17 protein-coding genes are annotated in these 26,568 nt (G+C 63.4%); 10 read left to right on the top strand and 7 right to left on the bottom strand.

The annotated features are described in order from the left end of the window. Nucleotides 1–263: 263 nt before the first annotated feature. The 4 genes from IFR23_RS11165 to IFR23_RS20615 all read right to left on the bottom strand — a co-directional run bounded on the left by IFR23_RS11165 (nt 264) and on the right by IFR23_RS20615 (nt 12,934). The gene (locus tag IFR23_RS11165) at nt 264–656 is read right to left on the bottom strand and encodes a hypothetical protein (RefSeq protein ID WP_192975975.1); all 393 of its coding nucleotides are present in this window, start codon (nt 654–656) and stop codon (nt 264–266) included. Beyond that, nucleotides 653–10,558 (bottom strand): two-partner secretion domain-containing protein, encoded by a 9,906-nt coding sequence (locus IFR23_RS11160; RefSeq protein ID WP_192975974.1) that lies wholly within the window; start codon nt 10,556–10,558, stop codon nt 653–655. Before IFR23_RS11160 ends, IFR23_RS11165 begins: the two co-directional genes overlap by 4 nt. 2 nt (nt 10,559–10,560) lie before the next feature. Continuing rightward, entirely contained in the window at nt 10,561–12,255 is a 1,695-nt protein-coding gene (locus IFR23_RS11155; protein WP_192975973.1) for a ShlB/FhaC/HecB family hemolysin secretion/activation protein, read from the bottom strand. 436 nt (nt 12,256–12,691) lie between these two features. Further along, nucleotides 12,692–12,934, bottom strand: a complete 243-nt coding sequence (locus IFR23_RS20615; protein WP_435368562.1) for a DUF6966 domain-containing protein — start codon at nt 12,932–12,934, stop codon at nt 12,692–12,694. Nucleotides 12,935–13,381: 447 nt separating this feature from the next. On the opposite strand from IFR23_RS20615, the gene IFR23_RS11150 reads away from it, so the two are divergent. Together IFR23_RS11150 and IFR23_RS11145 are read left to right on the top strand one after the other, a co-directional pair. Next, the gene (locus tag IFR23_RS11150; protein WP_192975972.1) at nt 13,382–13,783 is read left to right on the top strand and encodes a response regulator; all 402 of its coding nucleotides are present in this window, start codon (nt 13,382–13,384) and stop codon (nt 13,781–13,783) included. 132 nt (nt 13,784–13,915) lie between these two features. Continuing rightward, nucleotides 13,916–14,896 (top strand): PAS domain-containing protein, encoded by a 981-nt coding sequence (locus IFR23_RS11145; RefSeq protein WP_192975971.1) that lies wholly within the window; start codon nt 13,916–13,918, stop codon nt 14,894–14,896. 252 nt (nt 14,897–15,148) lie between these two features. Here IFR23_RS11145 and IFR23_RS11140 read toward each other — a convergent pair whose 3' ends face one another. Then, on the bottom strand, nt 15,149–15,550 hold the full coding sequence (locus IFR23_RS11140; RefSeq protein WP_056420887.1) for a BLUF domain-containing protein: 402 nt from the start codon (nt 15,548–15,550) through the stop codon (nt 15,149–15,151). 223 nt (nt 15,551–15,773) lie between these two features. On the opposite strand from IFR23_RS11140, the gene IFR23_RS11135 reads away from it, so the two are divergent. The 4 genes from IFR23_RS11135 to IFR23_RS11125 all read left to right on the top strand — a co-directional run bounded on the left by IFR23_RS11135 (nt 15,774) and on the right by IFR23_RS11125 (nt 19,425). Next, nucleotides 15,774–18,302, top strand: a complete 2,529-nt coding sequence (locus IFR23_RS11135; RefSeq protein WP_192975970.1) for a PAS domain S-box protein — start codon at nt 15,774–15,776, stop codon at nt 18,300–18,302. After that, nucleotides 18,299–18,538 carry a VOC family protein gene (locus tag IFR23_RS20205; RefSeq protein ID WP_235517089.1) on the top strand — a complete coding sequence of 80 codons (240 nt, stop codon included), beginning with the start codon at nt 18,299–18,301 and terminating at the stop codon, nt 18,536–18,538. Before IFR23_RS11135 ends, IFR23_RS20205 begins: the two co-directional genes overlap by 4 nt. Continuing rightward, complete coding sequence (locus IFR23_RS20200; protein WP_235517088.1) at nt 18,487–18,699, top strand: hypothetical protein; 213 nt, start codon at nt 18,487–18,489, stop codon at nt 18,697–18,699. The genes IFR23_RS20205 and IFR23_RS20200 overlap by 52 nt, the downstream gene beginning before the upstream one ends. 285 nt (nt 18,700–18,984) lie before the next feature. Further along, a complete protein-coding gene (locus tag IFR23_RS11125) occupies nt 18,985–19,425 on the top strand; it encodes a GAF domain-containing protein (protein WP_192975969.1) in 441 nt (146 codons plus the stop codon). A 267-nt stretch (nt 19,426–19,692) separates the two neighbouring features. Here IFR23_RS11125 and IFR23_RS11120 read toward each other — a convergent pair whose 3' ends face one another. Next, on the bottom strand, nt 19,693–20,751 hold the full coding sequence (locus IFR23_RS11120; RefSeq protein ID WP_192975968.1) for a serine hydrolase domain-containing protein: 1,059 nt from the start codon (nt 20,749–20,751) through the stop codon (nt 19,693–19,695). A 181-nt stretch (nt 20,752–20,932) separates the two neighbouring features. On the opposite strand from IFR23_RS11120, the gene IFR23_RS11115 reads away from it, so the two are divergent. From IFR23_RS11115 to IFR23_RS11100, 4 genes are all read left to right on the top strand, one after another. Next, nucleotides 20,933–21,763: a DUF5694 domain-containing protein gene (locus IFR23_RS11115; protein ID WP_192975967.1), complete on the top strand. Its 831-nt coding sequence runs from the start codon at nt 20,933–20,935 to the stop codon at nt 21,761–21,763. Between the two features lie 563 nt (nt 21,764–22,326). Then, nucleotides 22,327–23,679: an alpha/beta hydrolase gene (locus IFR23_RS11110; protein ID WP_192975966.1), complete on the top strand. Its 1,353-nt coding sequence runs from the start codon at nt 22,327–22,329 to the stop codon at nt 23,677–23,679. After that, the gene (locus tag IFR23_RS11105; RefSeq protein WP_342344936.1) at nt 23,676–25,214 is read left to right on the top strand and encodes a GMC family oxidoreductase; all 1,539 of its coding nucleotides are present in this window, start codon (nt 23,676–23,678) and stop codon (nt 25,212–25,214) included. Before IFR23_RS11110 ends, IFR23_RS11105 begins: the two co-directional genes overlap by 4 nt. Nucleotides 25,215–25,224: 10 nt before the next feature. Continuing rightward, complete coding sequence (locus IFR23_RS11100) at nt 25,225–26,028, top strand: SDR family NAD(P)-dependent oxidoreductase (protein WP_192975964.1); 804 nt, start codon at nt 25,225–25,227, stop codon at nt 26,026–26,028. A 57-nt stretch (nt 26,029–26,085) separates the two neighbouring features. Here the strand turns inward: IFR23_RS11100 and IFR23_RS11095 are convergent, their stop codons facing one another. Next, nucleotides 26,086–26,310: a DUF2171 domain-containing protein gene (locus tag IFR23_RS11095; RefSeq protein WP_192975963.1), complete on the bottom strand. Its 225-nt coding sequence runs from the start codon at nt 26,308–26,310 to the stop codon at nt 26,086–26,088. Nucleotides 26,311–26,568: the final 258 nt, after the last annotated feature.

The following is a 26,568-nucleotide window of genomic DNA, read 5'->3' as shown; positions in this document are numbered from 1 at the left end:
TCTTGCCTCTCAGATCAATGGGTCCTGACCCTAATTATTATTTCGGCCCGATTCTCAAATTCGTTCATCACCGGCTTCGCTTCTTCTAATGTTGTTGTCGTTTTCTCAGAACGACGGCGCCGATCGTTCGCGACACATTAAATTACTCAGCGGTTGGGGACCGGGAAGGCGCCGGCGGATTCTTCGTCACTGCCTAACCGTTATGTCGAAAAGTCTGGCGGGTAATGTCAGAGGCCGGCTTCTGAATGGTAAGATGACCACGCCTACAGTGGCGGCAGATCGTCGACAATAAATTTAAAGTTCTCATAAAGCAATCCATCGATAAATTGCTTACGCTCCGAACTGAGATTCGTTAATTTCTTACCACCGAGAAATGATCTATCCTGAAAACCTCGACGAACCGCCACTTCTCTAAGATATTGAAATTCATCCTCCGATTCCAATCCGGTGGTCGGTGCGAATCCAATGTCGTAACGCAGTCCGCGGCCGTGATATCCTTCGAGATCCAACATCGTATATATATACTCGGGAGGGTCGTCCATGTCGTCGATCACGCGCACCGCCCACTTGCCTATTTCATCCTTACTGACGGTCTCGTTAATGAGAGCAGCGAGCGCTATGCCTAGATCTAATGAATCACCAAATACTACTTTCACTTGTCCGCCTTTCGCAACGAAACAGCTCCAATATGATCGACCCGGCTATGAATGTCTCGCGGGACCAGTTGCATGCGGCCGGTATCCTGATGATGGTGCCACGTCCAATCCGGAATGCTGGGTTCCCCAGCCTGTATTGCTTTCAGCTGGTTAGGCTGGAACAAGCTGCTTGACACTTTTCCTTGATTTATCGCGTCCCGCAAATCTCTAGTGGCGGCTCGTAGATCCATGGGTCGGTTACCAGGGGTCATGGTGATCCGAGTCTCATAGGCCGCGAAGTCGTCGAATATCGGAAAACCCCGGTTATCGAATGCAACGCGCGTCCCGTCGTTCAGCGTTTTGGAAGTGCCGGCAAGAGCGGGATACCGCGAAGCCGATTCCGGTAGCGTCATTGCTCGAACGCTTTCCGCGCCATAGACCGCTTCCAGCTCGGCTTGAACCTGCTGTGGATTGTACGGGCCTTGGCCGCCCAGCCCGCCGCCCGTGTCGATGACCCTACGCGCATCAATCACCTCGTCGACGCCGTGGACAGTGGTGGCTAGTGCGTCGCCGGCATAACCAGCCTTGGCCAATTTCGTCGGCAGGATGATCGTCGCCATTTCGAATGCGACGCGGCCCGCGATCTGCCCGTAGAACTCAGGAAGCGTGCCGTCGGCTTCTGCCTTCGCATAAGCCGTTCCAAGCTCGTCGCGGTACTTGTTTACGACGTAGCGAACGTCTTGAGCAAACTTTGCAGGATCCTGGGCGCGAGTGCTGGCATATGTTGCCAAGGCGGAACTCATGTCACTCAGATAGGCTGCGCTCTGATCGCCCCGCAGACGGGATGGAACCAGCGCTGCGACGGAGGCTGGCAGTTCGCCTCCGAACTGATCGCGGTATACGGCGCGAAGCACGTCGCCGGCGTCACCGACGTTGGACGTGTCGGCACCGAAACGGACCGTGTTGCCGAGCAGCTTCGCCAAGCTGACTACGGTGTCCTTGCCCTGATCGACGAAGCCTGCTTCGAGAGCCTTGTCGAATGCTGAAACCGCGGCGACGGTCCGACCGAGCCCGCTCTGTTCGAGCAGAGCCAGATTGGCGGCGACGTTGACCGCGGTTCCCGGTTCGACGAGGAACGCAAGCAGGTTGGCACCGACATCGTCGGAACTGCGGTTTCGCAGCGAAGCTATCAGTGCTGCCTTGGACTCCGGTGACAGCGCCTCGATCGCCGCCTTGTACTCACCCAGTTCCGTCAACTGCCCGTAGCCGAGTTGCCCCAACGCGCGCTGCTGGTCGAGATCGGCACCGGCCAACGTCGCTATGGTGTCGCTGGCATAGTTTGCGCGCAGCCCATCCAGTCGAAGCTGGACGGCGCCGCACGCGGCAGAGCCGGCGCTGGCCAAGCAGGTCTTTGCAAGAGCCTGATCGCCGCCCGCGGCTTTCAAGACGAGCGATCCATCCGGGCTCGCGAAATAGCCGCCCCAATTTCGTGCGATCGTCGCAAGTTGTGCCGGCGTCGGGTTCGCGACGAGACTCGCCCGATTGATGCGTCCCGAAACGCTGAGCTGATTGTTCTCGGTTTCGATCTGTGCAGCGGTAAGCGACCGGGCCGCATCAAGGCCTGCCCCTTCCGCGATAGCGGCAACTACCGTTCCGACCAGGCTGCTGCGCGCCTCCTGCTGTTCCAGTGTTGACTGGTTGATCGCCTTGCCGTTGGCATCGTAGCGCAGAGCCTTGTCTCGCGGATCGTCGTCGTCGATGCCATTGAGCAGAAGATTGAGCGCCACGCTGGCCGATGCCCCGACCGCGGCACTGCCGCATCCGCCCGACCCGCCGGCAATCGCCCCCCCGCAGCCGGCGAGCGCCTGCAGCGCACCACGCAACGTCTCGCTCTGCGGGGTTTGCACGACGCTGCCGTCTATGTTCGTGCGATAGCTCCCATCTGCGTTGCGCGCGCCCAGTCCATCGGCAAGAGTCTTGACCTGGCTGACGGCCAAGCTCTGCAGCACGTTCACGGCACTGGCCTGGACGAGGCTGTTGAACGACCCGGTCACGTTGCTCCCGGCAGCACCGTTCAGCGCTGTCGCTATGATGCGGGCCGCGCTGCCGGCACCGTAGGACGACTTCAGTCGATCTGCATCCGCGAGAAGCCCAGCCCGCTGGTCGGGACTCAGAGCGCCGCCATCCCTGCCGATGCCGCTTTCCGCCTGCTTGCGCAAAGCGGCTTCATCCCGCGCCCGATTGGCGAAGAAGGTGCCGGTCTGGTTTGCCAGCTGGGTGGCCGCGGCGAAGCCAAGAGAAATCTGCTCGCGTTTGTTCGCGTCGTATTGCGGCGTCAGTGCGCCGGCATTGGCGCCGGTCGTGTCACGCCCGATCGTCGCTGCCACGATGCGGCTGGCGGTATCGCCCGACGTTATGTCGACGGTGCCCGGCGATATCGCCGAATAGGTGGTGCTGGCCTGCCTGCCCGACGCACCTAGCGCGACCGGTGGGCTGGCACTGATCGTGCCTATGCCCGTACGAATGCCGGGGAGCGTGCTTCCCGGGGTGCCTGACGCGCTAGGCTCGCCTTTCGCGTTCTTGCCGACGCCGCCAATGCCGCCACCAATGGTCAGCGAACTCGCCTTGTACTGTTCGCGGTTCGCGAGATCGGCGGCGGTCAGCGTCCCCGTCGTCAGTCGATTCTGTGCCGCTGCCGCGTCGCTCGCGATCACGCCGCCGACGAGGTTGGTGTTCCCCGCCACGGTGATTCCGTAGCCACCTTGCCCGGCATAGATGCCCGACTGCTCGCGCACGCTGGCGAAGTCGCCGGTCTGACGGTTAGAGGTCAGGTTGCCGGCGACGGTACCGGGACTGACGGACAGCCCCAGGCTGCGCTGACGCTCGGCATAGGTCGCGCGGTCCTGTTCGCTGACGATCGCGAGCGAACCCGCGTTTACGTCGACGCGGTTGCCGATCACCTGCGCGCCGCGCAGCGTAAGCGCGTCAGGGGTAGCGATCGAGACCGCGTTGCCGGCGCTGAGGACGCTCTCGACGTGGCGCAGGTCGGTGCCGCTCGCGCTTCCCTTGCCCGCATTGAACGACGCGTTAGGGGTGACGCCGCCCGACAGGCCGATCTGCACGCCGACCGATAGACCGGAGGATTTGTTCGCCTGCGTCAGCGTGTCGGTCTCGGTGCCGGACGTGAGAGTGATCGCACCCGACGCGGTCAGCGACAAGTCGCGCGACGCGGTGACCTCGCTGCCCTGCACCGCGATCGTCGAGGCTGCGCCGGCGCCGCGTGCCGCGATCGCCACGTCGTTGCCGGCGATCCGGCTGGCGACGTTGGTCTCGTAGCGCGTGTTCGAGGTCGCCTTGCTGCTCGACACGCCAAAGCTGACGCCGATCGCGGCTAGATTGGTGACGCCGCCCTTGAGCGCATCCGCGGCGTTGTAGGCTGCCAGTCCGCCAGCGAGTCCAGCCACCGCGCTGGTCCGCGCGTTCGCGTTGGCGTTGCCGAGGATGCGCCCGGAATCGCGCACGCCCTGCAGCCCGCTGAGCACGGGGCTCTGCGCGCCGACGCTGACCCCGATGCTCGACGACTTGCTCAGCGTGTCGGTGGTCGTCAAGTCGGTCGCGTTGCGGATCGCGACGCTCTCGCCGGTGAGCCGGGTGAGACCGGTGCCGGTAACCTGGCTGCCGGTCACGGTCAGCGCGCGACCGGCATCGATCGTCACGTCGCCCGCGGTCGATCCGATCAGCGAGCCAGTGTTCGTGATGCTGGTCGTGTCCACGTCGTTGCGGTTCTTTGCGACGCCCAGGAACAGCCCGCCGCTGCCAATCGACAGCCCGCTCTTCTTGACGCGCGTCGACTGTTGCTCGGTGTCGGTCGCGGTCAGCGTGCCGACGTCGATAGCGCCGCCCGCGGCGATGGATACGCCGTTGTTGGCGACGACGTTCGATCCAGCGATCCGCGTGTCGCCGGTGCTGCGCAGCGCGACCGTGTCGCCAGACAGCGTCGAGGCGACGACGCTCTGATCGGTGCCATTATAGACCGTGGTGGTCTTGGTCGAGGACAGGAAACCGCCCGACTTTTTCAGCGTGTCGCGCTGAAGCTGCGTGCCGTCGACGACACCGGTCACGCCGATGCTGCCTGCGTCCACCGTAAGCGCGCGGCCGGCCGTGATCGTGCCGCCGTTCACCGTCAGCGCGCCGGGCGTCGCCAGCGTGACGTTGCCGCCCGCACTCAGGTCCGACAGGACGTTGCCGCGGTCGGTTTGGGTCTGCTTGAACTGTGTCTTGCCCTCGCGACCGATCGCGAACGCGGTGCCGCTGTCGGTCGCGCTGCCGATCGCGACGTTCTGACCCGCCGAGGCGACCAGATTGCCGCCTGCCGCCGCGCTCGCGCCGGTGACGGACAGCGTTCGCCCCGCCAACAGGTCGAGGTTCCCGGTCGCCGCGATGTCGCTGCCGCGATTGGTCGTGGTGGTCGTCAGCGAGACCTGCTGATCCGAACGTCCGGCATAGTAGCGCGTCGCGACGGTGCGCGTCGTCGCGACCGGTGCCAGCGTCAGATCGCGGCCCGCGGCGAGTGTCAGTTCGCCGCCGGTGATCGAACCGCCCCGATCGATCAGGTCGCCGGTCGCGGAGACGATACCGCGGTTGCCTAGATCGAGGCGACCGCTGTTGACGATCGTGCCGCCGACCAGCGTGCCACTAGCGCTTGCCCGGATGACGCCCGCGTTGGTCAGCGAGTCCGATGCGCGCAGCTGGATATCGCGCCCGGCGATGATCGCGCCGCCGCTGGTCAGATCACCCGCGGCCGCCTTGGTCAGGTAGACGCGCGGTGCAAGCACCGTCTGCGGTCCCGACGGGGTCTGCACCGTGGTTTCCACGAGCAGCACGATGTCGCTGGTCAGCGTCGCCATTTGCGTCGGCGACAGCGAGACGCCGAGCGCCAGATTGTACGTCTTTGCGAAGGTCGCGCCTGCATCGAGCAGCGCGCGATACTGACCCTGGTTGTCGCCATAGCCAACCAGTCGCTGCGCGCCGACCAGCGCAACGAGCTGATTGGCGATCAGCTGCTGCTCGTAAAGCCCGTCGCCGAGACGGCGCTGCACGCGCGACGGATCATAACCGAGCTTGTCGAGGAAATAGTCGCTCGACAGGAAGGTGTCGTAATTGTTGAACCGGGGGTCCGCCTGGACCAGCACCTGCGAACTCGAGCTGGCGAACTGGAACAGTCCGCCCAGATCGAGCGTCGCGCTGCCCGCACCGCCGCTCGCGCGATCGGTCGGCGGTTTCACCGCGAAGCCGAAGGTCGGATCGATCGCGGTGCCGGCGATCACGCCAGGCGCGCCGCCCGGTGCGACTACCGCGCCCGTGGTCACGACGGCGACGGCGCCACCGGCCGTGACGGCACCGGGACGCGCGCTCGCGGCGAAGATGTCGGCGGTGCCGCCACCCGGAACCAGGACGAGATTGTCGATGCTCACCGCGTCGATCGTCAGCGTGCCGGCCGCTGTGATGGTCGAGGGAATGGTGAAGGTCGGGAGCGCGTCGACGCTCGTGAACGGGGTCGTCGATCGCGTGTCCCAGTCGCCGCAGAAGAACAGGAAGCAGTTGCGCTTCTCGTCCTTGATCGTGCCGATCTGCGTCGTGGTGTTGTAGCCGGTGAAGGCCGTGTTTGTCACCGTCGCGGCGCCGACGCTCAGATTGCCCGATGCGCTTATCGTGGAAAGGTGGTTGACGACGCTGGCGGCGTCGATGCCGATGTTCCCGCCGATGATGCGAGCCGCACCGCTGTCCGCCGTGACGCGCGTGTCCTTGACCGTCTCGTCGAACTCGGTGACCGTGCGGTGCTCGCGGTCGCGCCGATCCTCGTCCTCCACGTGGCGCGTGGAGAGCAGCGCCTCCTCGGTCGTGAACACGCTGCGGTCGTTGAGCAGGCGGGTGGCGGCGATCGCGATGCTGCCCTGCGCCTGAATGTCCGAGGACAGGTTCTGCAGCGAGCTTGCTCGACCAGTGCCGCCGACGCCGGTGACGACCAGATTGCCGAGACTGTAGAGCAGCGCGCCGTCGCGGTTGACGATGTCGCCGCCACTCGACAGGGACAGCAGTCCGCCGCGTGTCGCGATCACCGCGTTCTCGCCAGCGTTGACGATGCCGCCAGTACCGGACAGCGCGACGCTGTCGCCGAAGATCGCGCCGCCGTTGGCGATCTGTGCGGCGCCCATGGTCACGGCACCGCCGTTGACCAGCCCCTGGTTCTCCAGCGTCTTGCCGGCCGTCAGCGTCAGCGTCGGCGCGACGATCGTGCCGCTTCCCTGGTTGGCGATCGAACCGCCCGTGGTGATCCCGACTGCGGTGCCGCCCTGGACCGTGCCCGCGTTGGCGAAGCTGCCGCCGATGTTGAGCGTCAGCGCGCCCGGCGTCGCGATCGTCTCGCCGGCCGCGTTGGTCATGTCACCCGCGATGCCCAGCGTCAGCGCGGTGGGTGCGACCAGCCGCCCGAACGTGCCGCCGCCCGACGTGACGTCGAGCAGCCGTCCGCCCGCCAACGTGCCCGCGCCGGTCCCGCTGCCGCTTTCTAGCGTGCCGACCTTCACTGTCAGGTCGCGTGCCGCGGCGATGCTCCCGCGGTTGGCGAGCGTCCCCGTGGCGGTCACAGTCGCGTCGCGGTCCGCCCAGATCTGCCCGCCGGTGGCGTTGACCAGGCTTGCGGTCGACAAAGTCAGATCGCCGCCCGCAGCGAGCGTGCCGGCGCCATTGTCCACGCTCTTGGCCGTCACGGCGACCGACCCGTCGCCGCCGAGCGTGCCGCGATCGTTGGTCAGCCTATCGGCGGTAAAGGTCGCGCCATCGACGCCCGACGCCAGCACGCCGTTGCGATTGTCGAGAGCGCTCGCGGTCACGTCGAGCCTGCCGCCTGCCACGATGCGGCCGCCGGTCGTGGTCAGCGAGTCCGCCACGATCGCCGTGGCCCCAGTCGACTGGGTCAGCCCGCCATCGCCCGTGACGATCGAGCGCGCGGCGTTCAGCGTGAGTTTCGCCGCGTCGAGCGTGCCCCCAGCCAGCACGATGTCCCCGTTTCGCGCGCCGACCGTCAGCGTTCCGCCTGCAGTCAGGCGAGAGCGGCCGGCAAGGTCGAGCGAACTCGCGGTGACGGTGGCGTCGGTAGCGGCGCCGACCAGGACCGAGCCGCTGATCGCATCTCGGACGTCGAGCGTCAGCGCTCCCGCCGGACCGGTCGCGACCAGCGTGCCGCCGTCAAGCGCGGTGAGACGCGCATCCAGCGGGCCGGCGGCCTCGATCGACCCTCCGGCGTTGCGGGTCGCACCGGCCCGAAGCGTGAGGCCGCTGCCTGTCGCGATCAGGCCATTCTCATTGGCCAGATCGCTGCCGATCGTCAGACCGGCGCCGCCCGCCGACGTCAGCGTTCCACCGGTGTTGGCAAACGTGCCGGCGATCAGCGAGAGCGCGCCGTTAGTCGCGATCCGACCGCCGCCATTGTCGATCGCGCCGGTTCCCGAGAGCGCGAGCGTGCCGGTGCCTAGATGCAGGATCGCGCCGCCGCGGTTGTCGATCGTCGCAGCGCGCAGCGTGAGATTTCGTCCGCGGCCGACGATGTCGGCGGCGTGGCTCAACGTGCCCGTCGCGGTCAGCGTCAGGTCGCCGCCATTCTCGATCGTCGCGCCGCTGCCGAACGCCAGATCGCCCGCCGTCGCATCGAGCGCGAGCGCGCCGAGCGCGGTGACCCGGCTGTCGGTGAACGCCAGCTTCGTGGCGCCGATCGCCACATTGCCGTTGCTGCCGATGCGCGACCCCACTGCGGTCAAGGCGTCCCGGCTTGCCAGCGTAAGCGTGCCCGATCCGAGCGCGGTCAGGCTGGAGCGATCGAGCGCCATCGATCCGGCCGTGACGCCGAGCGCACCACCCGCTTCGACGGTGCCGCCACGCGAGGTGAAGGCTCCTGCGCTTATGTCGATGGCGCCGTCGGACGCAACCAGACCGTCCTGCGCCAATAGGCCGGCAGCCTTCAAACTCGTACCGGCACTGCCTGAAATCGTGCCGGTGTTCGCTAGCGTTGCCGCGGTCAGGTTTACGCGGCCCGCGCTCGCGACGAGGCCGGCGTTCGTCATCGCACCGAGCGTGTCGGCGGTCACGCTCCCGCCGCTGATCTGGCCACCGCTGCCGATCGTGACCGAGCCTGCGCGCACGGTCAGTGCACCGCCGCCCTGCAAGCCGCCTTCGATAACGCTGAGTACGCCGCCGACATTGGTCGTCGTCGCACCGCCGCCCGCGATTAAACCCTTACCGATGATCGCGAGATCGCCACCGACGATCAGAGCGAGCGCCTTGCTCGCTGTGAGGCTGCCGGCCACGCCGTCGATGCCGAGCGAACCAGCCTTGACCGACACGTCGCCGTTGCCGCCGATCTGCCCACCGCTGCCGCCCACCGCACCGGTGAAGCCTAGCGTCAGCGCGCCGTCGGCTAGCGCCAGAACCGCGCCACGCTCGTTGGCCAGACTGCTCCCGTCAAGCGTCAGCGCCCCACCCGACTGGACCACGCCGCCGATGTTGGCGACCGCGCCAGCCTGCGCGTCGAGCGCAGTCCGCGCGTCGATCGTGCCGCCGCTATTGTCGAGCGTCGCGGTGCGCAGCGTTAGCGTCCCGCCGCTCGCGAGCCCATGGTTGACGATGCTGCCGGCCGTCAGCGACACGGCGTCGCGCGCCAGAACCCGTCCCGTCAGCGCCGCCGTGCCGCCGACGTCGAGGCGCAAGGTCCCAGCTTGCGTGACGCGTCCGTCGCGGGTCAGCCCGGCGGCGAGCGTGCCACCGCTGCTCAGCGCGCCGGTCGTGATCGTGAGGTCGCCACCACTGCCGATCAGGCCGTTGCCCGCCAGGCTCGCGCCTTTCAGCGTCGTCGTGCCTTCGCCGTAGATCTGACCGGCGACGTCGAGCGCACCGGCGGTCTCGATCGCGACCGCCGTCTTCGCCGTGATCGCGCCGGGGACCGATATCTTGCCGTCGAACGACAGCGTCACGCCCTGTTCGAGCCCCGCGAGATCGCCGGCGACATTGACGCCGAGCCCGCGTTCGGTGCCGATCAGCTTGATCGACCGCGCATACATCCCGCCGAGCGCCGCCACGTCGAGCGCGAAGGCAGGCTGATTCGGCTGCGCTGCCGTGCGCTGCCCGACCACCACGATGTCGCCGTCGCGGGTGATGTCGCCAGCGCCCAGGCTGGCGGTCACGGTATCCGCATATAGGCCGGCGTTGATCGAGACGGCGCGCGCGAAGAGGTCGAGCCGCGCGTTCGTCGCATCGAGCCCGCTGCCGGACACGTCGATAGTGCCGGTCGCCGTCCGGAATCCGCTGAGCGCGCCGGCGCCGTCGACCAGGGGTTGTGCCGCCGCCAGCGTCACGCGCGGCGCGTTGACGAAGCCACAACCATTGCACGCGATGCCGTAGGGATTGGCGAGTACCAGATCGGCGGTCTTGCCGGCGACCTCGATATAGCCGCGCAGGCTAGACGGATTGGCGGCCACCACCTCGTTGACGATCAGCGACGCCCCGCCCGATGCCTTCAGCTGCGCGTTGCCGTCGATATAGCCGGCGAGCCGGCTCTGGACGATCTTGTCGCTGTTGTTGAGCACCACGCCGCGCGCATCGACGTTGAACGCTTGGTAGCGGTTGTAGCTGGTCCCGCTTGCGTCCGGCGTTGCGATCTTGACCACTGGCACGCCGTTCGCGCCGTAATCGAGATGCGTCGCGCCACCGGGGACCGGGACGACGGGATTGGGCGCACCGCCGTCCTGGCCCCGTGCCGGCACCGTCGCGACCAGCAACAGCGCCGCGAGCCCCGCGCCGCCGCCGAGCGGAGACAGCGCGCTGGCCGAACGCATCCGGCGACGCAGCACGGCGAAGGTCAGCTTGGTCATGCTCAAAATCCTACACCGGCGGAAAGGCCGAACCGAACGCGGTTGCGATTGGGGATCTGGCGCCCGAACACCGGACGCGCCCCGAAGACGTCGACGAAGAACGGCCCACGCCGCGCCCTCAGCCCGAGGCCGGCGCCGCCGCGTGCGCCGGTCCCTTTGCGGACCTCGCCCATGTCGAACAGCACATATGGACGGAACCCATCGGTGATCTTGGCTCCCAGCTCCTGGCGGAGGTAGAAGCCGTCACGCCCCAGTTCCGCCGTGTCGGTATCCAGGCCACGGATCGTGTAGGGGCCGCCGATCTGGATGAGGTCCGAGCCGAACAGATTCCGGTCGCTGACCTGTCCGTGAAACTCGGCACGGTACCCGTCGATGAAGCCCTGCCCCAAGGGCACGAACAGTCCGAAGTCGGCGCTGACGATCCGGTAGCGTGCGCTCGGCAGCGCATCGGGCCGATCGTCCGGCTGCTTCTGCGCCCCGAGGATCCCGAGACCGAACCGGACGCCCACCGACCCGTCGAAGCGCGCAGCGCCGAACGTGCGCCGGTCGATCAGCCGCACTTCGAGATCGGTGAGATCCTGCCGCTGGATGCCGATCTCGACGTCGTTGATGAAGTTGCGACCCCATCGCCGGGCCAGCCCGACGCTGATCGAGTCCTTGGTCGTCTGATCGCGGTAGAAGACACGTTCGGCACCGATCGCGACCCGGTCGAGCGTGCCACGTGTCCCGAAGCTGCTGACTTCACCGTTGACGGTCTGGCTGTAGCGATTGGCGGAGCCGCTCGCGTTGAACGTCCACCAGCCGGCCGGCACGGAGATCGAGCCGCCGACACCGCGGCTGTCGGCGGGCACGCCCGGCGAATCCGTCCGGCGGTTGTAATAGGCGCTGATGACCTCCGAAAAGCCCAGCTGCCCGAGTTCGGCAATCTGCGCCGAGCCCTGATAGCGACCGACCCGCTCGCCGGCGAAGTTGTTGATCGACAGCGATCCGGCGATCGGCCGCGCCTGATCTACCGTGACGTCGAGAATCGACTGGCCCGGCGCATCCCCCGGCACGATGTCGACCGCGACGGCTCGACCGGGAACGCTGCGCATCTGCTCCAGCCCCTGTTCGAGCGCACGCAGATCGAGTAGGTCGCCGCGTCCGACCGGCGTCGCACGGCCCCATGCCTTGGTTCTGCCTGTCTTGTTGACCCGGATATCCTCGACGACGCCTGGCACCACGACGATGCGCAGCGTGCCGCTGGCCAGATCCTGTTCCGGCAGGCCCGCGCGCGTCGTCACCAGACCATGGTCGATGAACGCGCCCTGGAAACTACGAATGATGTAGTCGAGACCAGCGGTCCCGACGCACCGCCCGCGATACTGCGCGACGAACCCCGGCACCCACCGCAGCTTTGCGCGTCCAGCATTCTCGACGACGATGTCGCGCACCGTGAAGCAGCCGGCCTCCACCGGAAAAGGCCCTAGCGGCGCGGGTGCGGCGCGGTCGATCGTTGCGACCGGCGCCGCCTCCCGCGCCGCCCGTTCCGCGGCCTGCTGCTGCGCGCGGATGCGGGCCTGTTCCTGATCGGCGGGCGATGAAACCTGTGCCGTGGCGGCCGTGGATAGCAGAACGACACCGGTGAATGCCGCGCCCCATATGGCGGGCCGTGGACAAGATCTGCCGTTGGCTCGCTTGGCTGATCCTGTAGTCATTTACGCCCCGCCTACTGTCTTAAATTATGTTACATTCGAAGTTCATAAATTTACAAGACCGATGTTTGGTTCGGGATTGAAACTTAAGGTTGCAGATAGTTAATGACATTTGTCGCTGCGGCTGTGAGAGCCGAGATAGGACTCAGAATGAACCATTCTCCTACTCGTTTTGATATGCCAGAATACCTCGGCCGACGCGTGGAAAGCGGTTGGAGATACCCCGGCGATAGCGGTCCTGTTACCGGTCGAGCCCCCCCCCCAGTCCCGCTCCGATCTCTAAAAACTGCGCAATGACCCATAGTCTGACGCTCACGCCACTTCCCTCGCTTCCCAACTTCGGACGCTGGTTCATCTTTGCGAATGACCGATTTTGAAGGCTGGCTATCCGCTCGCGAAGGTCGTGATGGAGAGGTTAGCGGCCGTTACCGCGAACTGCCTATCGCGCCAGTGCATTCGCCTGTTTCCAAGCATCAGTTCGAAGCGCGTCAAACCGCTCGTTGTCTTCTGCCGGGGTAACTCCACCGGATTGCAGAATCACGTCGTTTAGCGATCCCATTCCACCGTAAAGACACAAAAATCGGTCGACCCCGTGATAGTCGGATTGTGCGATACTAGATCTACATCGCTCGACCTGCTCGGCCCATCTGTTGTCACCGTGCAGCTTCAGCAATGTCGTCATTGCCTCGAGTGTTTCAGCAAGCCGAGCAACATCAGGATGCAATGTCATTTCACTAACTTATCGGTTCAATCGGAATGATCGCAAGTGGGCGAACACGCCCTGCCCTACGGCTTCCGTCAGACCCACATCCGGACGCTTACGCCCCTTCCCTCGCTTCCTAAATTCGGACGCTGGTTCATCTTCGCGAATGACCGATTTTGACGCCCAGCTATCCGCTCGCAAATGTCGTGATGGGATCGGAGAGCGGACCTTCCGCTTTTAAAAAGGTGGGTGGCGATAGGCGACTTTGAACATATGCCGCCTTTCCCAGAAAGCAGGGGCAATTGAAATCGTTATAGCTTAAACGATCGCTAGTGACAGGTTACCGACGTGGCGAAGCGAAGTCGCCGAATATCAAAGAAATTTAAGGCGCGATAAGCGGTTATCGCGCTGATGCGTTAGACCTCAATGACCGACACCCCGCAGCAACCGCTTCTCATCGTCGAAGACGAGATGTTCATCCGGATGATCGCCGCTGATGCTCTGGAGGACCGGGGGTTCTCCATCATCGAAGCCGGTGACGCACGCGAGGCGTTGGAGATACTGGAGCGTTCGTCGAAGATCGCCCTGATTTTTACCGACATCAACATGCCGGGTGATCTCGACGGACTTGATCTGGCAGAGGAGGTGACAAAGCGCTGGCCGCACATCGAGATCATCGTCACCTCTGGTGGGGTTCGCTTGGACTCGGCCGAAGTTCCAGATTCCGGCAAGTTTTTGCCCAAGCCGTATGCGACGGATCAGCTCGTTAAACTGGTGCAAGAGCAATTGGCGAGGCGGGACGCTGGATCGCCGACGGACCACAGGTAGAGCGGGGACGGCTCACCAGTTTTGGCAAGGCATTGGCGCGAACTATCGGATTACGTTAGAAGAAGTCGTTCGCCGAGATGGACGGATGCGGCGGTCAGCTTGACCACACGGGGCTCTTGTCGGGTTCATGGTTTGAAAAACGAAGCACTCATTGTCGCGCCACACGCTGTCAGCGGTCTTTCGTCCGTCGCGCTCGCATCGGTCCTCGATCAGAGCGTGGATTGCGTGAAGCTGATCGGTCTCGACGGCAACATCCGGTACATGAACGGCAACGGCATTTGCGCGATGGAGATCGACGATTTTTGCGCCGTCGAAGGTCAGCCATGGGCAGATCTGTGGCCGGACGAAGCGCGACAGGCGATAATCGGATCGTATCCGCAGGCAGCGACCGGGCAAACCGTACGGTTCAGGGCATTTTGCCCGACCGCAAAGGGATCGCCTAGGTGGTGGGACGTAACTGTCTCACCGGTGACGGACAATGCCGGCGACCACGCCGGCTACCTCTCTGTGTCTCGCGATATCACCGAGACGGAGACCGCGCGCGAGGCACTCGAGATCGCGGCAGCTGAGATGAAACATCGGTTGAAGAATACCTATTCCATGATCGGCAGCCTGTTGATCGGGTTCGCCAAGGGCAATGCGGACAACGAAGCCTTCGCGCACGAGATGGCCGAGCGAATGGGTGCGCTCAGTACCGCGCAGGCGCTATTTGTTTCTGATGAGGTGCCGCTGGAGTTGGATCGCCTCATACCCGCACTTGTGACGCCATTCGATCAACCGGCGTGTCCTGTGACGATCGAGCGGCTTTCCTCATCCATCGTCGACCAGGGCCAAGCGAACGCCATTGCGTTGGTAATAGGCGAACTGGCGGTAAACAGCGCCAAGCACGGCGCCTTGCATCATGGCGGGAATGTGCATGTGAGCGCAGTTGAAGAGCTCGAAAGCTTGACGATCCTATGGGTCGAGCGTTCTAACCAGCCGGTCCTAGCGCGTGATCGGACCGGCGGACTGGGCTTGCGATTGATGGAACGGATCGTGCGCGCCCGTCGCGGGATCATTGCCTACGACTGGGATGACAGCGGCTTGTCGGTCAGGCTGACCTTCCGGCGCTAACGAGCGAAGTCTTAAGGTCGTGGAAGGGACCTGTTTCAGTCGCCGCGCGGACGTCTGGTGGGCCGAGAACACGTCACGATCCTAGGCATCAAACCTCCCGCAGCGCCTTGGACAATGCGTCAATCGAGTTCGGCCTGTGCTGTAGTCCGAAACCAAGTTTTCCTGCGGAACCTGCGTCCCGGTCGGGATGAACAATCAGGAAGGCACACGGCACTAAGAACTTGTTTTCAGAGGCGCGGTACCGATCGCTGATCACCCAAGATCGTCGGCGACGATGGCGATCTCGTACAGCTTCCTTGCTGAGGCGCTTTGTTCGTTCTGTGCAAAGCCGATCAGAAAAGCTGTGGCCTCGATGCCCTCCGGGGTTTCGCGTGGAAGCGTCATCGACCAGTTCCCGAACATTGGCTGCTTTATTTCGCGGTCGCAAATGATCTCGATATCCGTGTGGCGCTCATCGGCGTTAATCCGGTCCATAGTTTCGATAATTGCTGCTCGATCACCCTCGAGAACTTGTGCGAAGTTATTCTTGTCGAACCACAACACCCCGGTGATGCCGGCGCAGGCGTTGCGAACGGCTGAGGTTTTCACAATCGCGTCAAGATCGCTGCGATCGGTCCCGATCAACGATTTGCTGATATAGATTAGTCGGTGCATCTAATCGTAACCGTCTGGTTTGGATCGCGTTCCCAGGCCAAGGCAATCGGGGTACCATATTGATCAGGGACGCCTGCGGCGTCCCAATCTGGCGTCTCCATACGCAGTAGCATCGGCCTGCTCAGCAGTAGGGGTTTGCCTAAAGCTTTTCGCCGACTTGCCGGATCGTAGGCACAGCCTGTAGGTTTGACCTGCTAGCGCCGGCGCCATCCACTGGATCGACATGATTTCTGACGTGTTTCGTACCCCCGCCTCCCTCCCAGCAGGGCTGCAGTTTCTTGCGGGGGGCGGCGAAGCCAGTCGTCTCATCGTTGATCGCGACTGGTCGAACCACCCTCTGGGTCCTCCCGAGGGCTGGCCCGACATTCTGAAGTCGACCCTAAGTACAGTGCTCAACTCACCAGAATCTATGATTTTGGCCTGGGGTCGCGAAGAGCTGACCTTCTTTTTCAACGAGACCTATTTCCCGCTTCTCGGGCCTAGGCTTCCGTGGTCGATGGGGGCGCCTTTCAGGGATGTGTGGGCGGACGCCTGGACGCAGGCTAAGCCGATCATCGACGATGCCTTCGAGGGCAAGAGCCAACGCTTTACGGACCTGCCATGGAAGCTCGCGACCGACCGAGGGCCCGCGGATACGTGGTTTACCTTCTCCTATTCACGCATCCTTGATGCAGAGGGCGAGGTCGCCGGCCTCTTCATCCTCACCAACGAAACGACTGATCGTGTCCTTGGCGATGCTGCCCTACGCCAAAGTGAAGAACGCCTTCGCCTCGTTATCGAAGGCGCCAAGGATCATGTGATCGTGACCGTTGATACTGGCGGTATCATTACCTCTTGGTCAGCCGGTGCGACTGCCGTGCTTGGCTGGTCTGGCGACGAAGCCGTTGGACAATCAATCTCAATGATCTTCACCGATGAGGATCGTGCTAGCGGTGCCGATGTTCGCGAGCTTGCTGGCGCCGCGCGGGACGGCTCCGCTACCGATGAACGCTGGCATATAAAGAAAAATGGCCATCCTGTTTTCCTAAGCGGATCGATGCATCCACTCATCGCGGACGTTCAGGGCCATGACCAGGGCTTCATCAAAATCGCTCGTGATGAGACAGAGCGCCAGAAGGCCCGGCAGGATCTTGAGCGGTGGAACGCCACCCTGGAACAACAGGTCGCCGAACGGACAGCTGATCGAAACCGGCTCTGGCAGCTTTCGTCCGATTTGATGCTGGTAGCGAGCTTCGACGGCGATATCGAAGCCGTAAATCCTGCATGGACGCGTATTCTCGGATGGTCGGAAGCCGAGTTGATCGGTGTCTCGCTATTTTCCCTCATTCATCCAGAGGATCTCGATCACACGATCACCGGCGCCTCCGGCATCGCGAGCGGGCAGACCTATGCCCGGTTCGAGAACCGCTACCGACACAAGAATGGCAGCTATCGTGATATCGTCTGGGCCGCTGGGCCGGGGGATGAAAAGATTATCGCGGTAGGCCGCGACTCCACCGAAGAACGCGCTGCCGCAAAAGCGCTTACGGTCGCCGAGGACCAGCTTCGGCAAGCACAAAAAATGGAAGCGGTTGGCCAGCTCACCGGTGGGCTGGCGCACGATTTCAACAATCTGCTGACCGGTATGATGGGCAATCTGGAATTGCTCCAGCTACGCCTTGCACGGGGCAGGCTCGACGACGCGGAACGTTTCATCCTCGCGGCGCAAGGGGCCGGCCGACGTGCGGCATCGCTCACCCAGAGGCTGCTTGCCTTCTCCCGCCGTCAGACGCTCGATCCCAAGGCCACTGACGTAAACCGTTTGATCGTCGGTATGGAGGATCTGCTACGCCGAACGGTCGGCCCTACAAACAACATCGAGGTTATCGGAGCCGCTGGTTTGTGGACCGCCATGATCGACGCCACGCAGCTCGAAAGCGCCATACTGAACCTGTGCATCAACGCCCGTGATGCGATGCCGGATGGAGGCCGGCTGACGATCGAAACTGGCAACAAATGGCTTGATGACCATGCTGCGCGCGAGCGGGACCTTCCCGCTGGCCAGTACCTCTCGATCTGCGTGACCGACACGGGGACAGGTATGACACCCGAGACGATCGAAAGGGCGTTCGAGCCTTTCTACACGACAAAGCCGATCGGCCAGGGAACCGGCCTTGGTCTGTCGATGATCTATGGCTTTGCCCGTCAGTCGAACGGACAGGTCCGCATCTACTCAGAGGTGGGCGAAGGAACGACGATCTGTGTCTATCTGCCACGCTACATGGGGGAGGCCCTACTTCCCGAAGAGGAAGAGGCTCTGGCGGCAGCGGCATCCGCAAGCGGCGAAACCATTCTGGTCGTCGATGATGAAGCAAGCATCCGCCATCTCATCGACGAGGTCCTCGACGAGATCGGTTACACGGTCATAGGTGCCGCGGACGGCGCGTCCGGGATCAAGGTCCTTCAGTCCGGTGCCAAGATAGAGCTGCTGATTACCGATGTCGGCTTGCCGAACGGTATGAACGGACGACAGGTCGCCGACGCGGCACGGACCCTGCGACCGGGGCTGAAAGTGCTCTTCATCACAGGATACGCAGAGAAAGCCGCGGTCGGTAATGGTCATCTCGAACCTGGCATGGAGCTGTTGACGAAGCCGTTCACCATGCAGGCGTTGGCATTGAAGGTGGCGGACATGATGAAGACCACCACCCAGAGGTCGGATCGTACATCAACCGCTTCACCCCGACGCAGCGACCGAGAGGGCAGTCGATGAAAGTGAAGGCGATCGATCACGTCGTGTTCAACGTGCGCGACGTGGATGCTTCAGCGGAGTGGTACGAGAAGGCGCTCGACATGGAGCGGCATGTTTCATCCTCGGATGACGGTCCAATTCGCATGAGCATGATATTTGGCCCCAACAAGATCAACCTTCGCCCGATATCCGCCTCGCAGGAGGCGTGGTTTACCGCGCGTACGCCGACCTCGGCAGCGATGATCTTTGCTTCCTGACCGATACGCCCCCCGCCGAAGTCGCTGGCCACTTCCGCAACCTCGGCATTGCGATCGAAACCGGCCCCGGCATCAAAAAGGGCGCGCGGGGGCCGATATGTTCGGTCTATGTGCGTGATCCCGACGACAACCTTATAAAGGTCTCGTCGTACCAACTATGACGGGACCGTCAGTTAACATATCGCTAAATAACCAATATGGCCAATAACAACCGTCTATAAAGCATGTTTGGCGTAAGCTCCACCCTGTAATTACGCTATAATTATGCATTTACGTTTCTAGCACATGATAATTTCCTTGCACGTGCTTTATGAAACCATTCTATATCTGTGCGACGGTAATGTGTGGAGATGGATGTGTACGGGGCACACGTCGGTTCATGGTTGGACGTTTTTTCTAATGAGAAGAAGCGACAGCTTGCCGTAGATCAGAGCGGAGCGTTAGCAATGCGCGGCAGCGAGGAGCTTGAGCGCATTGTGGACGTCGTTCGCGATTACTATCGGACGCAGTATGCGGCGATCTCAATCATCGACAAACGCATGCAAACTTTGTTGGCGGAACGTGGACTGGGTGTCACCGAAACCCCGCGAAACACGGCCTTCTGCGCCGTCACGGTTCGGCAGGGCGGGCAGATGCTGGTCATCCCCGATGCGCGCAGCGATCCGCGTTTCGAAGAGTTCGACAGTGTTATAAATGATCCATTCGTCCGCTTCTATGCTGGCGCGCCTATTACTGATCCCGCGGGACTGGCGCTTGGCGCGATATGCGTTGCGGACAGTGAGCCGCTGGCGGGGGACTTTGATCAGTCCCTTCTTGTCATAATGGCTCGCGAAGTCGAACGCGAACTTGCCAGCCGAATGAAGGCGGTAGTTACTCCATTAACGTAAGACCTCAGACGGTATCGGCGAGCCGTTCGGTTACGTCGTTCGACGGCCACCAGCACCCTATGGCCTGTAGCACCTGATAGTCGGACGCGGCAGGCGGGATCGACCCACAACCGGTCATTCACACCCTCTCCGGCAGTATCGAACTCCAGACGTTTGTTCATGTCCATGGCAGGCGTTAGCGGGCGCCGCTCACCACTCATTAGTGAGCCAGCCCCCTGACGAAGAAAACGGAGGTGCCGCCTCCGATTGATCACGGCTGCTATCCGCTCAAGCCGTGGCGATAGTTTCCACCCAGCCGGCAATCTGGGATTGCGACATGTCAGTCGTGTTGAAGACCACGATGGTCTCACTGCGGCTCAGGCGATGCGCGATGTGAGCCCGGTATCCCTCGACCTTGCCCGTCTCCCATGCCCATGGCTCGTTGCCGATCGGGTGAACGCGCCCTCCCAGAGCATATTCCTGATCCGGCCATTGGCTTTTCGTAAGCTCCCGCTTCGATGCGGCGCTGAGAAGCCCGGTATGGAATAGGCCATGGGCAGCGCGGATCGCGTCCCGTGCGGTGCTGGCTGTGTTGCCGCTGCCGGCCAGGTATGCGGGAACAGCTGTCATCTTGCGGACTGGCGGCACAACGCTGCTGTACGCCGCGGCCAACATCGGCATCGCCGGCTGACCGACCTGAGCATAGCCGGTGTCGGTCATCCGCAGCGGTCGGAGCACGGTCTGCCCGACGAGCTCGGCCAAGGGTTTGCCAGTCAGCCGTTCCAACGCTGCGGCGACAATCACCCAGTTGAGGGCGGCGTAATCCCATCCAGCGCCAGGCGTGAATTTCAGATCGCCTGCACCATATTTTGCCACGATCGCGGCTGGTGTCGCCGTGGAGTTGAGCAGCGATCGGTCAGCCTTGATGGCCGGTACGAGGAGATCAGTGATACCGCTGGTGTTCGACAGCAGATGCCTGACCAGCACATGGTCACCCGTATCCCGGCGAAAGTCCGGCAAGTAGATGGTGATCGGGGCATCGAGTGACAGCACGTTGCGGTCGACCAGGTGAAGCGCAGTGGCGCTTGCCAGCCACTTCGAACCCGACCCCCATTTGAACTGCGTGTGCGCGGTAACAGGTCGCTTGCCCTCGACATCGGCCAATCCGACACAGCGGATGTGCTCGAGCTTGCCCTGTGTGCCGTACGCAAGCACGCCGTTGAAGTTGGCTGGCAGTTCGATCCCATCGATCGCCTGTCGCTTGGCGCTAAGCATCACCTTTCCAGGAGCGGCCGTCGCAACGCCTACCGCCAGGCCACCTATGATAAGCTCGCGCCTGTCGATCATTGCTGCTCCCCCGATCTCATCCCGAGGCATATGGACATCAGGTGCTCATCGCCAGCACGAACGACAACCGGACGGACGGAGCCTTCCCATAAGGTCGGGCCAGCGGAGCTGATCATACCACCACATGCTGGACAGTGTCCTGTAAGGTGTATTATGCAAACATGTCACCTAGCCTGGGGTCATGATGCTGACAGCAATTCTCGCAGCGGTTACCGCCACCGTAACGCCCGCTCCGCAGCCGGCACCGATCCAGGTGATGGTGCTCGGCACGTACCATTTCGGTAACCCGGGCCTGGACAAGGTGAACGTGCGCGTCGACGACGTCACGGTGCCTCGTCGGCAGCGGGAGCTGGAAGTGTTGGCGGAGGCCATCGAGGAGTTCAAGCCGACCAGGGTCATGGTGGAGGCGCAGCGCCCCGGCCCGACCTACGACGTAGCCGACTATGCAAGCTTCTCACCCGCGACCCTCCTCACCGATCGCGACGAGGGAACGCAGATCGGCTACCGCATTGCCGCCAGGGCTGGTCTCAAGAGCGTCCAGGGTATCGACGAACAACCTGGCAAGGGCGAGCCCAGCTACTTCCCGATCGATACCGTCGAGGCCTATGCTAAGAAGCATGGCGAGCAGGCATATCTCGATGCCGCGTTCGCGACAGTAAAGGCATCAGCACAGCGGTTCGAGGCCGAGCAAGCAACCACAAGCATTCCCCAGATGCTGATCCGCTACAATGATCCCTCCACCCCGATGGCAGGACAGGACCTCTATTACTCGATGCTGCGCTTCGGGAATGGCGAGGACCAGCCTGGGGCTGACCTGAATGCGATGTGGTACCTGCGCAACGCGAAGATCTTTGCCAAGCTGATCAACGTGGCGCGTCCCGGGGATCGCATCCTAGTTGTCTACGGGGCGGGACACGGTTTCTGGCTGCGACACTTCGCGGCCACGACGCCAGGCTACGTGTCGGTCGACGTTATGCCCTACCTGAGAAAGGCAGCTACGATGGTACGCTGAGCATCGGGCGGTTAGTCAGCTACCCAATGCCCAGCCGCAACTTCGTGCTTTCGACTACACTACGATACCCTCCGCACGCTGACCCACATCCGGTCATTCGCGCGCCCTTCCCCTCTCCCCAACTCCAGACATTGGTTCATCTCCGCGTAACGCCCGCTTTGGCGCCTGACCTGCGAACTCGAATGTCGCAGCTGGGCGATAGTTTGGCAGGAAGGCTGTCCAAGTTTAGGTTTTACTCCCTATGAGCTGCAGACGGCTTTTGCGGGAAGCTTAGGTACGGGATTAGTGGGGACGCTGCGTCGGACTGTAGATGCCAATCCGGGTTCCTCCTTATACAGCACCTGGATTGTAGCGATCGGTGCGGCGGTGAGGATCAGCAGGAAAAGGCCCATCAGTTATTCGTTGGGCTCTAGCGGCTTGACGGAAAACCCTTTCAGTCGGTTTGACGCCGGGAAGCGATCATGGTCGCCGCCTTATCGTGAGATAAATCAACGAAATACGCATTACACCGGAACGGACTGACCGTTGCAACGTCGGGCATGCAGTTGATTTAGCGAGGATGCATGACCGGACCGACGTTGGTATTTCTTCATGCCCTCGGCGCCAGCGCAGGAGAGTGGAAGCAAGTTCTTGATCACCTGCCAAACCAAGCGTGCGTAGCGCTAGACCTGCCAGGATTCGGCGCCGCGGCGGAGGCGGGGCATTGCGATGTCGAAGTGATGGCGGACTGGCTGGCGGACGAGATCCGCTCCCGTGCGCTGACCTCATGCGTGCTCGTCGGTCACAGCATGGGCGGCAAGATCGTTACGCTCGTCGCGGCCCGCGCCGCAGCCGGCGAAATCGGCCTGTCAGGCGTACTTGGGGTCGTACTAGTCGCGGCATCGCCACCGTCACCCGAACCGATGGACGAAGAGCGCCGTAACCAGATGATTGACTGGTTCGCCAACGGCCAGATCGAAGGCGTCAATGCCGCGACCTTCGTCGACGCCAATACCGCCAGAACACTGGCCAAACCTCTGCGCGACACCGCGATCGACGACGTCCGACGGTCAAGCCGAGAGGCGTGGCTCGGCTGGCTGGAACGTGGCAGTCGCGAGGATTGGAGCGCCGAGGCTGGACGCATCGCAATCCCGGCGCTGATCCTCGCCGGCGCCGAGGACGGCGATCTTGGCGAAGATGCTCAGCGCCGGCTCAACCTGCCACATTACATCACCGCGCATATGCAGGTCGTGCGCGGCGCGGCGCACCTCATCCCGTACGAACAGCCGCAGGCGCTCGCCGCGCTGATCGACGGTCACGCGACGAACGTCGCGTTAGCCGCCCTCCCTGCGCATTTCGCGACCCTGCTCGACTCCGATCGCGTTAGCCACAGGACGCGCGCAACGCTGCTGGATCGAATGCGCGCGCCGGCGTCCAGCTCGGTCTGGACGACGGAGGAGCAGGGGACCGTCGCCGCGCTGGTCGCGCAAATCCTGCCCGATTGCGCCGGCGAGGCCGTCCTGGCGGGTCGTATGCTCGCTGGCATCGCCGACGGCGCGGGCGACGGCTGGCGCTTCGCGGCATTGCCACCCGATCGCGAGGCATGGCGGCGCGGACTTGCGACATTGACAAAGGCGGCGGGCGGTTTCGCCGCACTCCATCCTGATGCGCAAACCCGGTTGCTCGAACGCGTCGACGGCGGCGAGGTCGGCAGCACCGGCGACATCACACAGCTCTCGCCTGAGCAGATGGTCTTGTGGTTCGAGGACGTGCGCGCCGAGACAGTGCGCGTCTGGATGTCACTGCCAGCCACGATGGCGGCGATCGGCTATGACGGCTTCGCCGTGGGTGGCGATGGCCGCCGCAAACAGGGCTATATCCGCACCGGCGCTGACGATCCGGAAGCATGGCAGCAGGCGCGGGAGCGCCTGTCGTGAGGGCGAAACGCTACGCGCGAACCGACGTCGTCGATGCCGTGGTGATCGGGACGGGCGCTGGCGGCGCGCCGCTCACCGCGCGGCTAGCACAAGCTGGTTTGTCGGTGGTGGCGCTGGAGGCGGGCCGCGCTTTCCGGCCCGACGATCACGTCGCCGACGAAGTCGCGGCCGACATATACTGGATGGAGGAACGGCTGAGCGGCGGGGCGACGCCGACTGCGTTCGGTTCGAACAATTCGGGCATGGGGGTCGGCGGATCAACATTGCACTGGGGCGCCTTCTGCCCCCGCCCCGATCCGCGCGACCTGCAACTCAAGACGCTGACCGGCGAGGGCGCGGACTGGCCGATCGATCACGCCGAACTGATCCGCTACATCGCTGAGGTCGAGCATTTCACCGGCGTATCCGGCCCGCCTGACTATCCGTGGGACGCCGCGCGCCGCTACGCATATCCGCCGGTCGCCCGCAACGCTGCGGCCGATGCGATGGCGCGAGGCTGTGCGGCGGTAGGCATCACCGCCACCGACGCACCCGCCGCCTTGGTCTCGCGCGATCGCGACCAACCGTATTGGGGACAGCGGCAGGCCTGCATCAATTGCGGTACCTGTCACCAGGGCTGCCGCACCGCCGCCAAGACCAGCATGGATACCACCTATCTGCCCCTTGCAGTCGCGCACGGTGCCGAGATCCGCGCGGAGGCGCGCGTGGTGTCGTTCGAGTTCGACGGCAGCGGCCGGATCAGCGCGGTCGTCTATCGACAAGGTGACGAGGATCATCGCCAGCGCTGCGCGGCAGTCTTCCTGTGCGCCGGCGGGGTGGAGACGCCGCGGCTGCTCCTCAACCTTGGCATCGCCAATGCGAGCGGCCAGATCGGACGCAACTTCATGGCGCATGTCGCGACGCAGGTCTGGGGTCGATTTAATGCCGACATGCGAATGAACCGCGGCTATCCTTCGTCACTCATCAGCGAAGATATGATGCGGCCCGGCGATGCGGGCTGCGCAGGTGGCTATCTGATCCAGAGTCTTGGCGTACTGCCCGTCACCCTCGCCACCGGGCTGGCGCGCGGCGCTGGCATGTGGGGCGAGCGGCTCCAGGCCGTCCTGCGGGGCTACAACCGGATGGCGGGGATCGGGATCAACGGCGAATGCCTGCCGCATCCCGATAATCGCCTGACGCTGGCCGACGAGGTCGACGCCTTCGGCCACCGCAAGGCGCGCATCGACTTCAGCTATCGGGCCAACGAACGCGCGATCGACCGCCACGCCCGGCGCACGCTCACCGAGATCTGGGCCGCGGCGGGGGCCAGTGACATCTTTGCCGTCGACCGCTCCGCCCATACGATCGGTACGTGCCGCATGGGAACAGACGGCGACGCGGCGGTGGTCGATCCCAACGGCCGCAGTTTCGACGTTCCCAATCTGCTGATCTGCGACAATTCCATCTTTCCCAGCGCGCTGGCGGCGAACCCCGCGCTGACGATCATGGCGCTGTCTCTGCGTACCGCCGACCGTTTTCTCGCATCCCACCGTTGAGGAGTTCATCATGGATCTAGGCATCGGGAATCGTATCGCGCTGATCAGCGGCGCGGACTCGGGCATGGGCAAGGAGACGGCGCGGCTGCTGCTCGAGGCGGGCGTGCGCGTCGCCATAACCGACCAGCCCGGCGGCACGCTGGACGAGGCGGTCGCGGACCTGGCGCCGCTGGGCGAGGTCGTCGCGGTGACCGGCGACGTGACCCGCCCCGACGACGTAAAGTCGATCTGGGCGGAGGTACGCGAGCGGTTCGGCAACCCGGACATCTACGTCAATGCCGCGGGCGTGACGGGGGCGACGGGGGACTTCCTCGACGTCGACGACGCCGGCTGGCAGCAGACGCTCGACATCAACCTGATGGGCGCGGTGCGGATGTGCCGCGAGGCAATTCCCGCGATGCGCGAGAGCGGCTGGGGCCGGATCGTGCTGTTCGCGTCGGAGGATGCGGTGCAGCCCTATGTCGACGAACTCGCCTATTGCGCGTCGAAGGCGGGCATCCTCGCGCTCGCGAAGGGTCTGTCCAAGGCCTATGGCTGCGACAACGTGCTGGTGAACACCGTGTCGCCGGCCTTCATCGCCACGCCGATGACCGACAAGATGATGCGCAAGCGCGCCGAGGAACGCGGCGAGAGCTTCGACGCGGCGATCGAGAGCTTCCTTGCGGAGGAGCGGCCGGGGATGGTGCTCAAGCGGCGCGGCCGTGCCGAGGAGGTCGCCGCGGCCGTCGCCTTCCTGTGTTCGGAACGGGCGAGCTTCATAAACGGCGCCGGTATCCGCGTCGATTCCGGTTCGGTCTTCACCATCGCCGGATGAACGAAAACGCCGCGGTACCGAAGGCACCGCGGCGTTTCGCTGATCTGTAGCTGAAGGTCAGGCGACGATGGTCTTCGCCTCGGCCTTGGTGACCTTCAGATAGATACGATTGTCCTCGATCCGGTCGATCTGATCGAGCGCGATGTAATGATGCTGATGATCTGCGGCGTCGGTCTTCGTCAGTTTGATCTGTTCGCCCTCGACCTTGTCGACGGTGCCGACATGTTCGCCGTCCGAACCGGCGATTTCCATATGCTCCTTGATGCGCAGCTTCTCAAACATGCAGATTTCCTTCTCGATAATGCGAGGTCCCAACGCACGGTGATGTATCCGGATGCAATGAAAAAGCTGATTTTCTTCATTGCGCAGGTCGATCAATTGTCGGTCACGTGGCCAAAGTCGGCTATTGGAACCCACGGCATCAGGCGACGTACCGGTTGAAGATCGTCCAGTTGTGAAGATCAACATCGCAACACCATTATCCTTGAGCGGGGCAACGGGCCGCATAAAATCCAATCACGCCCCATTCGGTATGATCAG

Origin of the sequence: Sphingomonas sp. CFBP 13603 (genome assembly GCF_014892665.1) — a bacterium.
GTDB lineage: Bacteria > Pseudomonadota > Alphaproteobacteria > Sphingomonadales > Sphingomonadaceae > Sphingomonas.
This window is presented reverse-complemented; position numbering and strand designations above follow the sequence as displayed.

Bases quoted from the DNA above. Each gene is read 5' to 3' on its own strand.
- IFR23_RS11160 (WP_192975974.1), bottom strand. From the start codon at position 10,558: ATGACCAAGCTGACCTTCGCCGTGCTGCGTCGCCGGATGCGTTCGGCC.
- IFR23_RS11155 (WP_192975973.1), bottom strand. From the start codon at position 12,255: ATGACTACAGGATCAGCCAAGCGAGCCAACGGCAGATCTTGTCCACGG.
- IFR23_RS20615 (WP_435368562.1), bottom strand. From the start codon at position 12,934: ATGACGACATTGCTGAAGCTGCACGGTGACAACAGATGGGCCGAGCAG.
- IFR23_RS11150 (WP_192975972.1), top strand. From the start codon at position 13,382: ATGACCGACACCCCGCAGCAACCGCTTCTCATCGTCGAAGACGAGATG.
- IFR23_RS11140 (WP_056420887.1), bottom strand. From the start codon at position 15,550: ATGCACCGACTAATCTATATCAGCAAATCGTTGATCGGGACCGATCGC.
- IFR23_RS11135 (WP_192975970.1), top strand. From the start codon at position 15,774: ATGATTTCTGACGTGTTTCGTACCCCCGCCTCCCTCCCAGCAGGGCTG.
- IFR23_RS20205 (WP_235517089.1), top strand. From the start codon at position 18,299: ATGAAAGTGAAGGCGATCGATCACGTCGTGTTCAACGTGCGCGACGTG.
- IFR23_RS11125 (WP_192975969.1), top strand. From the start codon at position 18,985: ATGCGCGGCAGCGAGGAGCTTGAGCGCATTGTGGACGTCGTTCGCGAT.
- IFR23_RS11120 (WP_192975968.1), bottom strand. From the start codon at position 20,751: ATGATCGACAGGCGCGAGCTTATCATAGGTGGCCTGGCGGTAGGCGTT.
- IFR23_RS11115 (WP_192975967.1), top strand. From the start codon at position 20,933: ATGATGCTGACAGCAATTCTCGCAGCGGTTACCGCCACCGTAACGCCC.
- IFR23_RS11110 (WP_192975966.1), top strand. From the start codon at position 22,327: ATGACCGGACCGACGTTGGTATTTCTTCATGCCCTCGGCGCCAGCGCA.
- IFR23_RS11100 (WP_192975964.1), top strand. From the start codon at position 25,225: ATGGATCTAGGCATCGGGAATCGTATCGCGCTGATCAGCGGCGCGGAC.
- IFR23_RS11095 (WP_192975963.1), bottom strand. From the start codon at position 26,310: ATGTTTGAGAAGCTGCGCATCAAGGAGCATATGGAAATCGCCGGTTCG.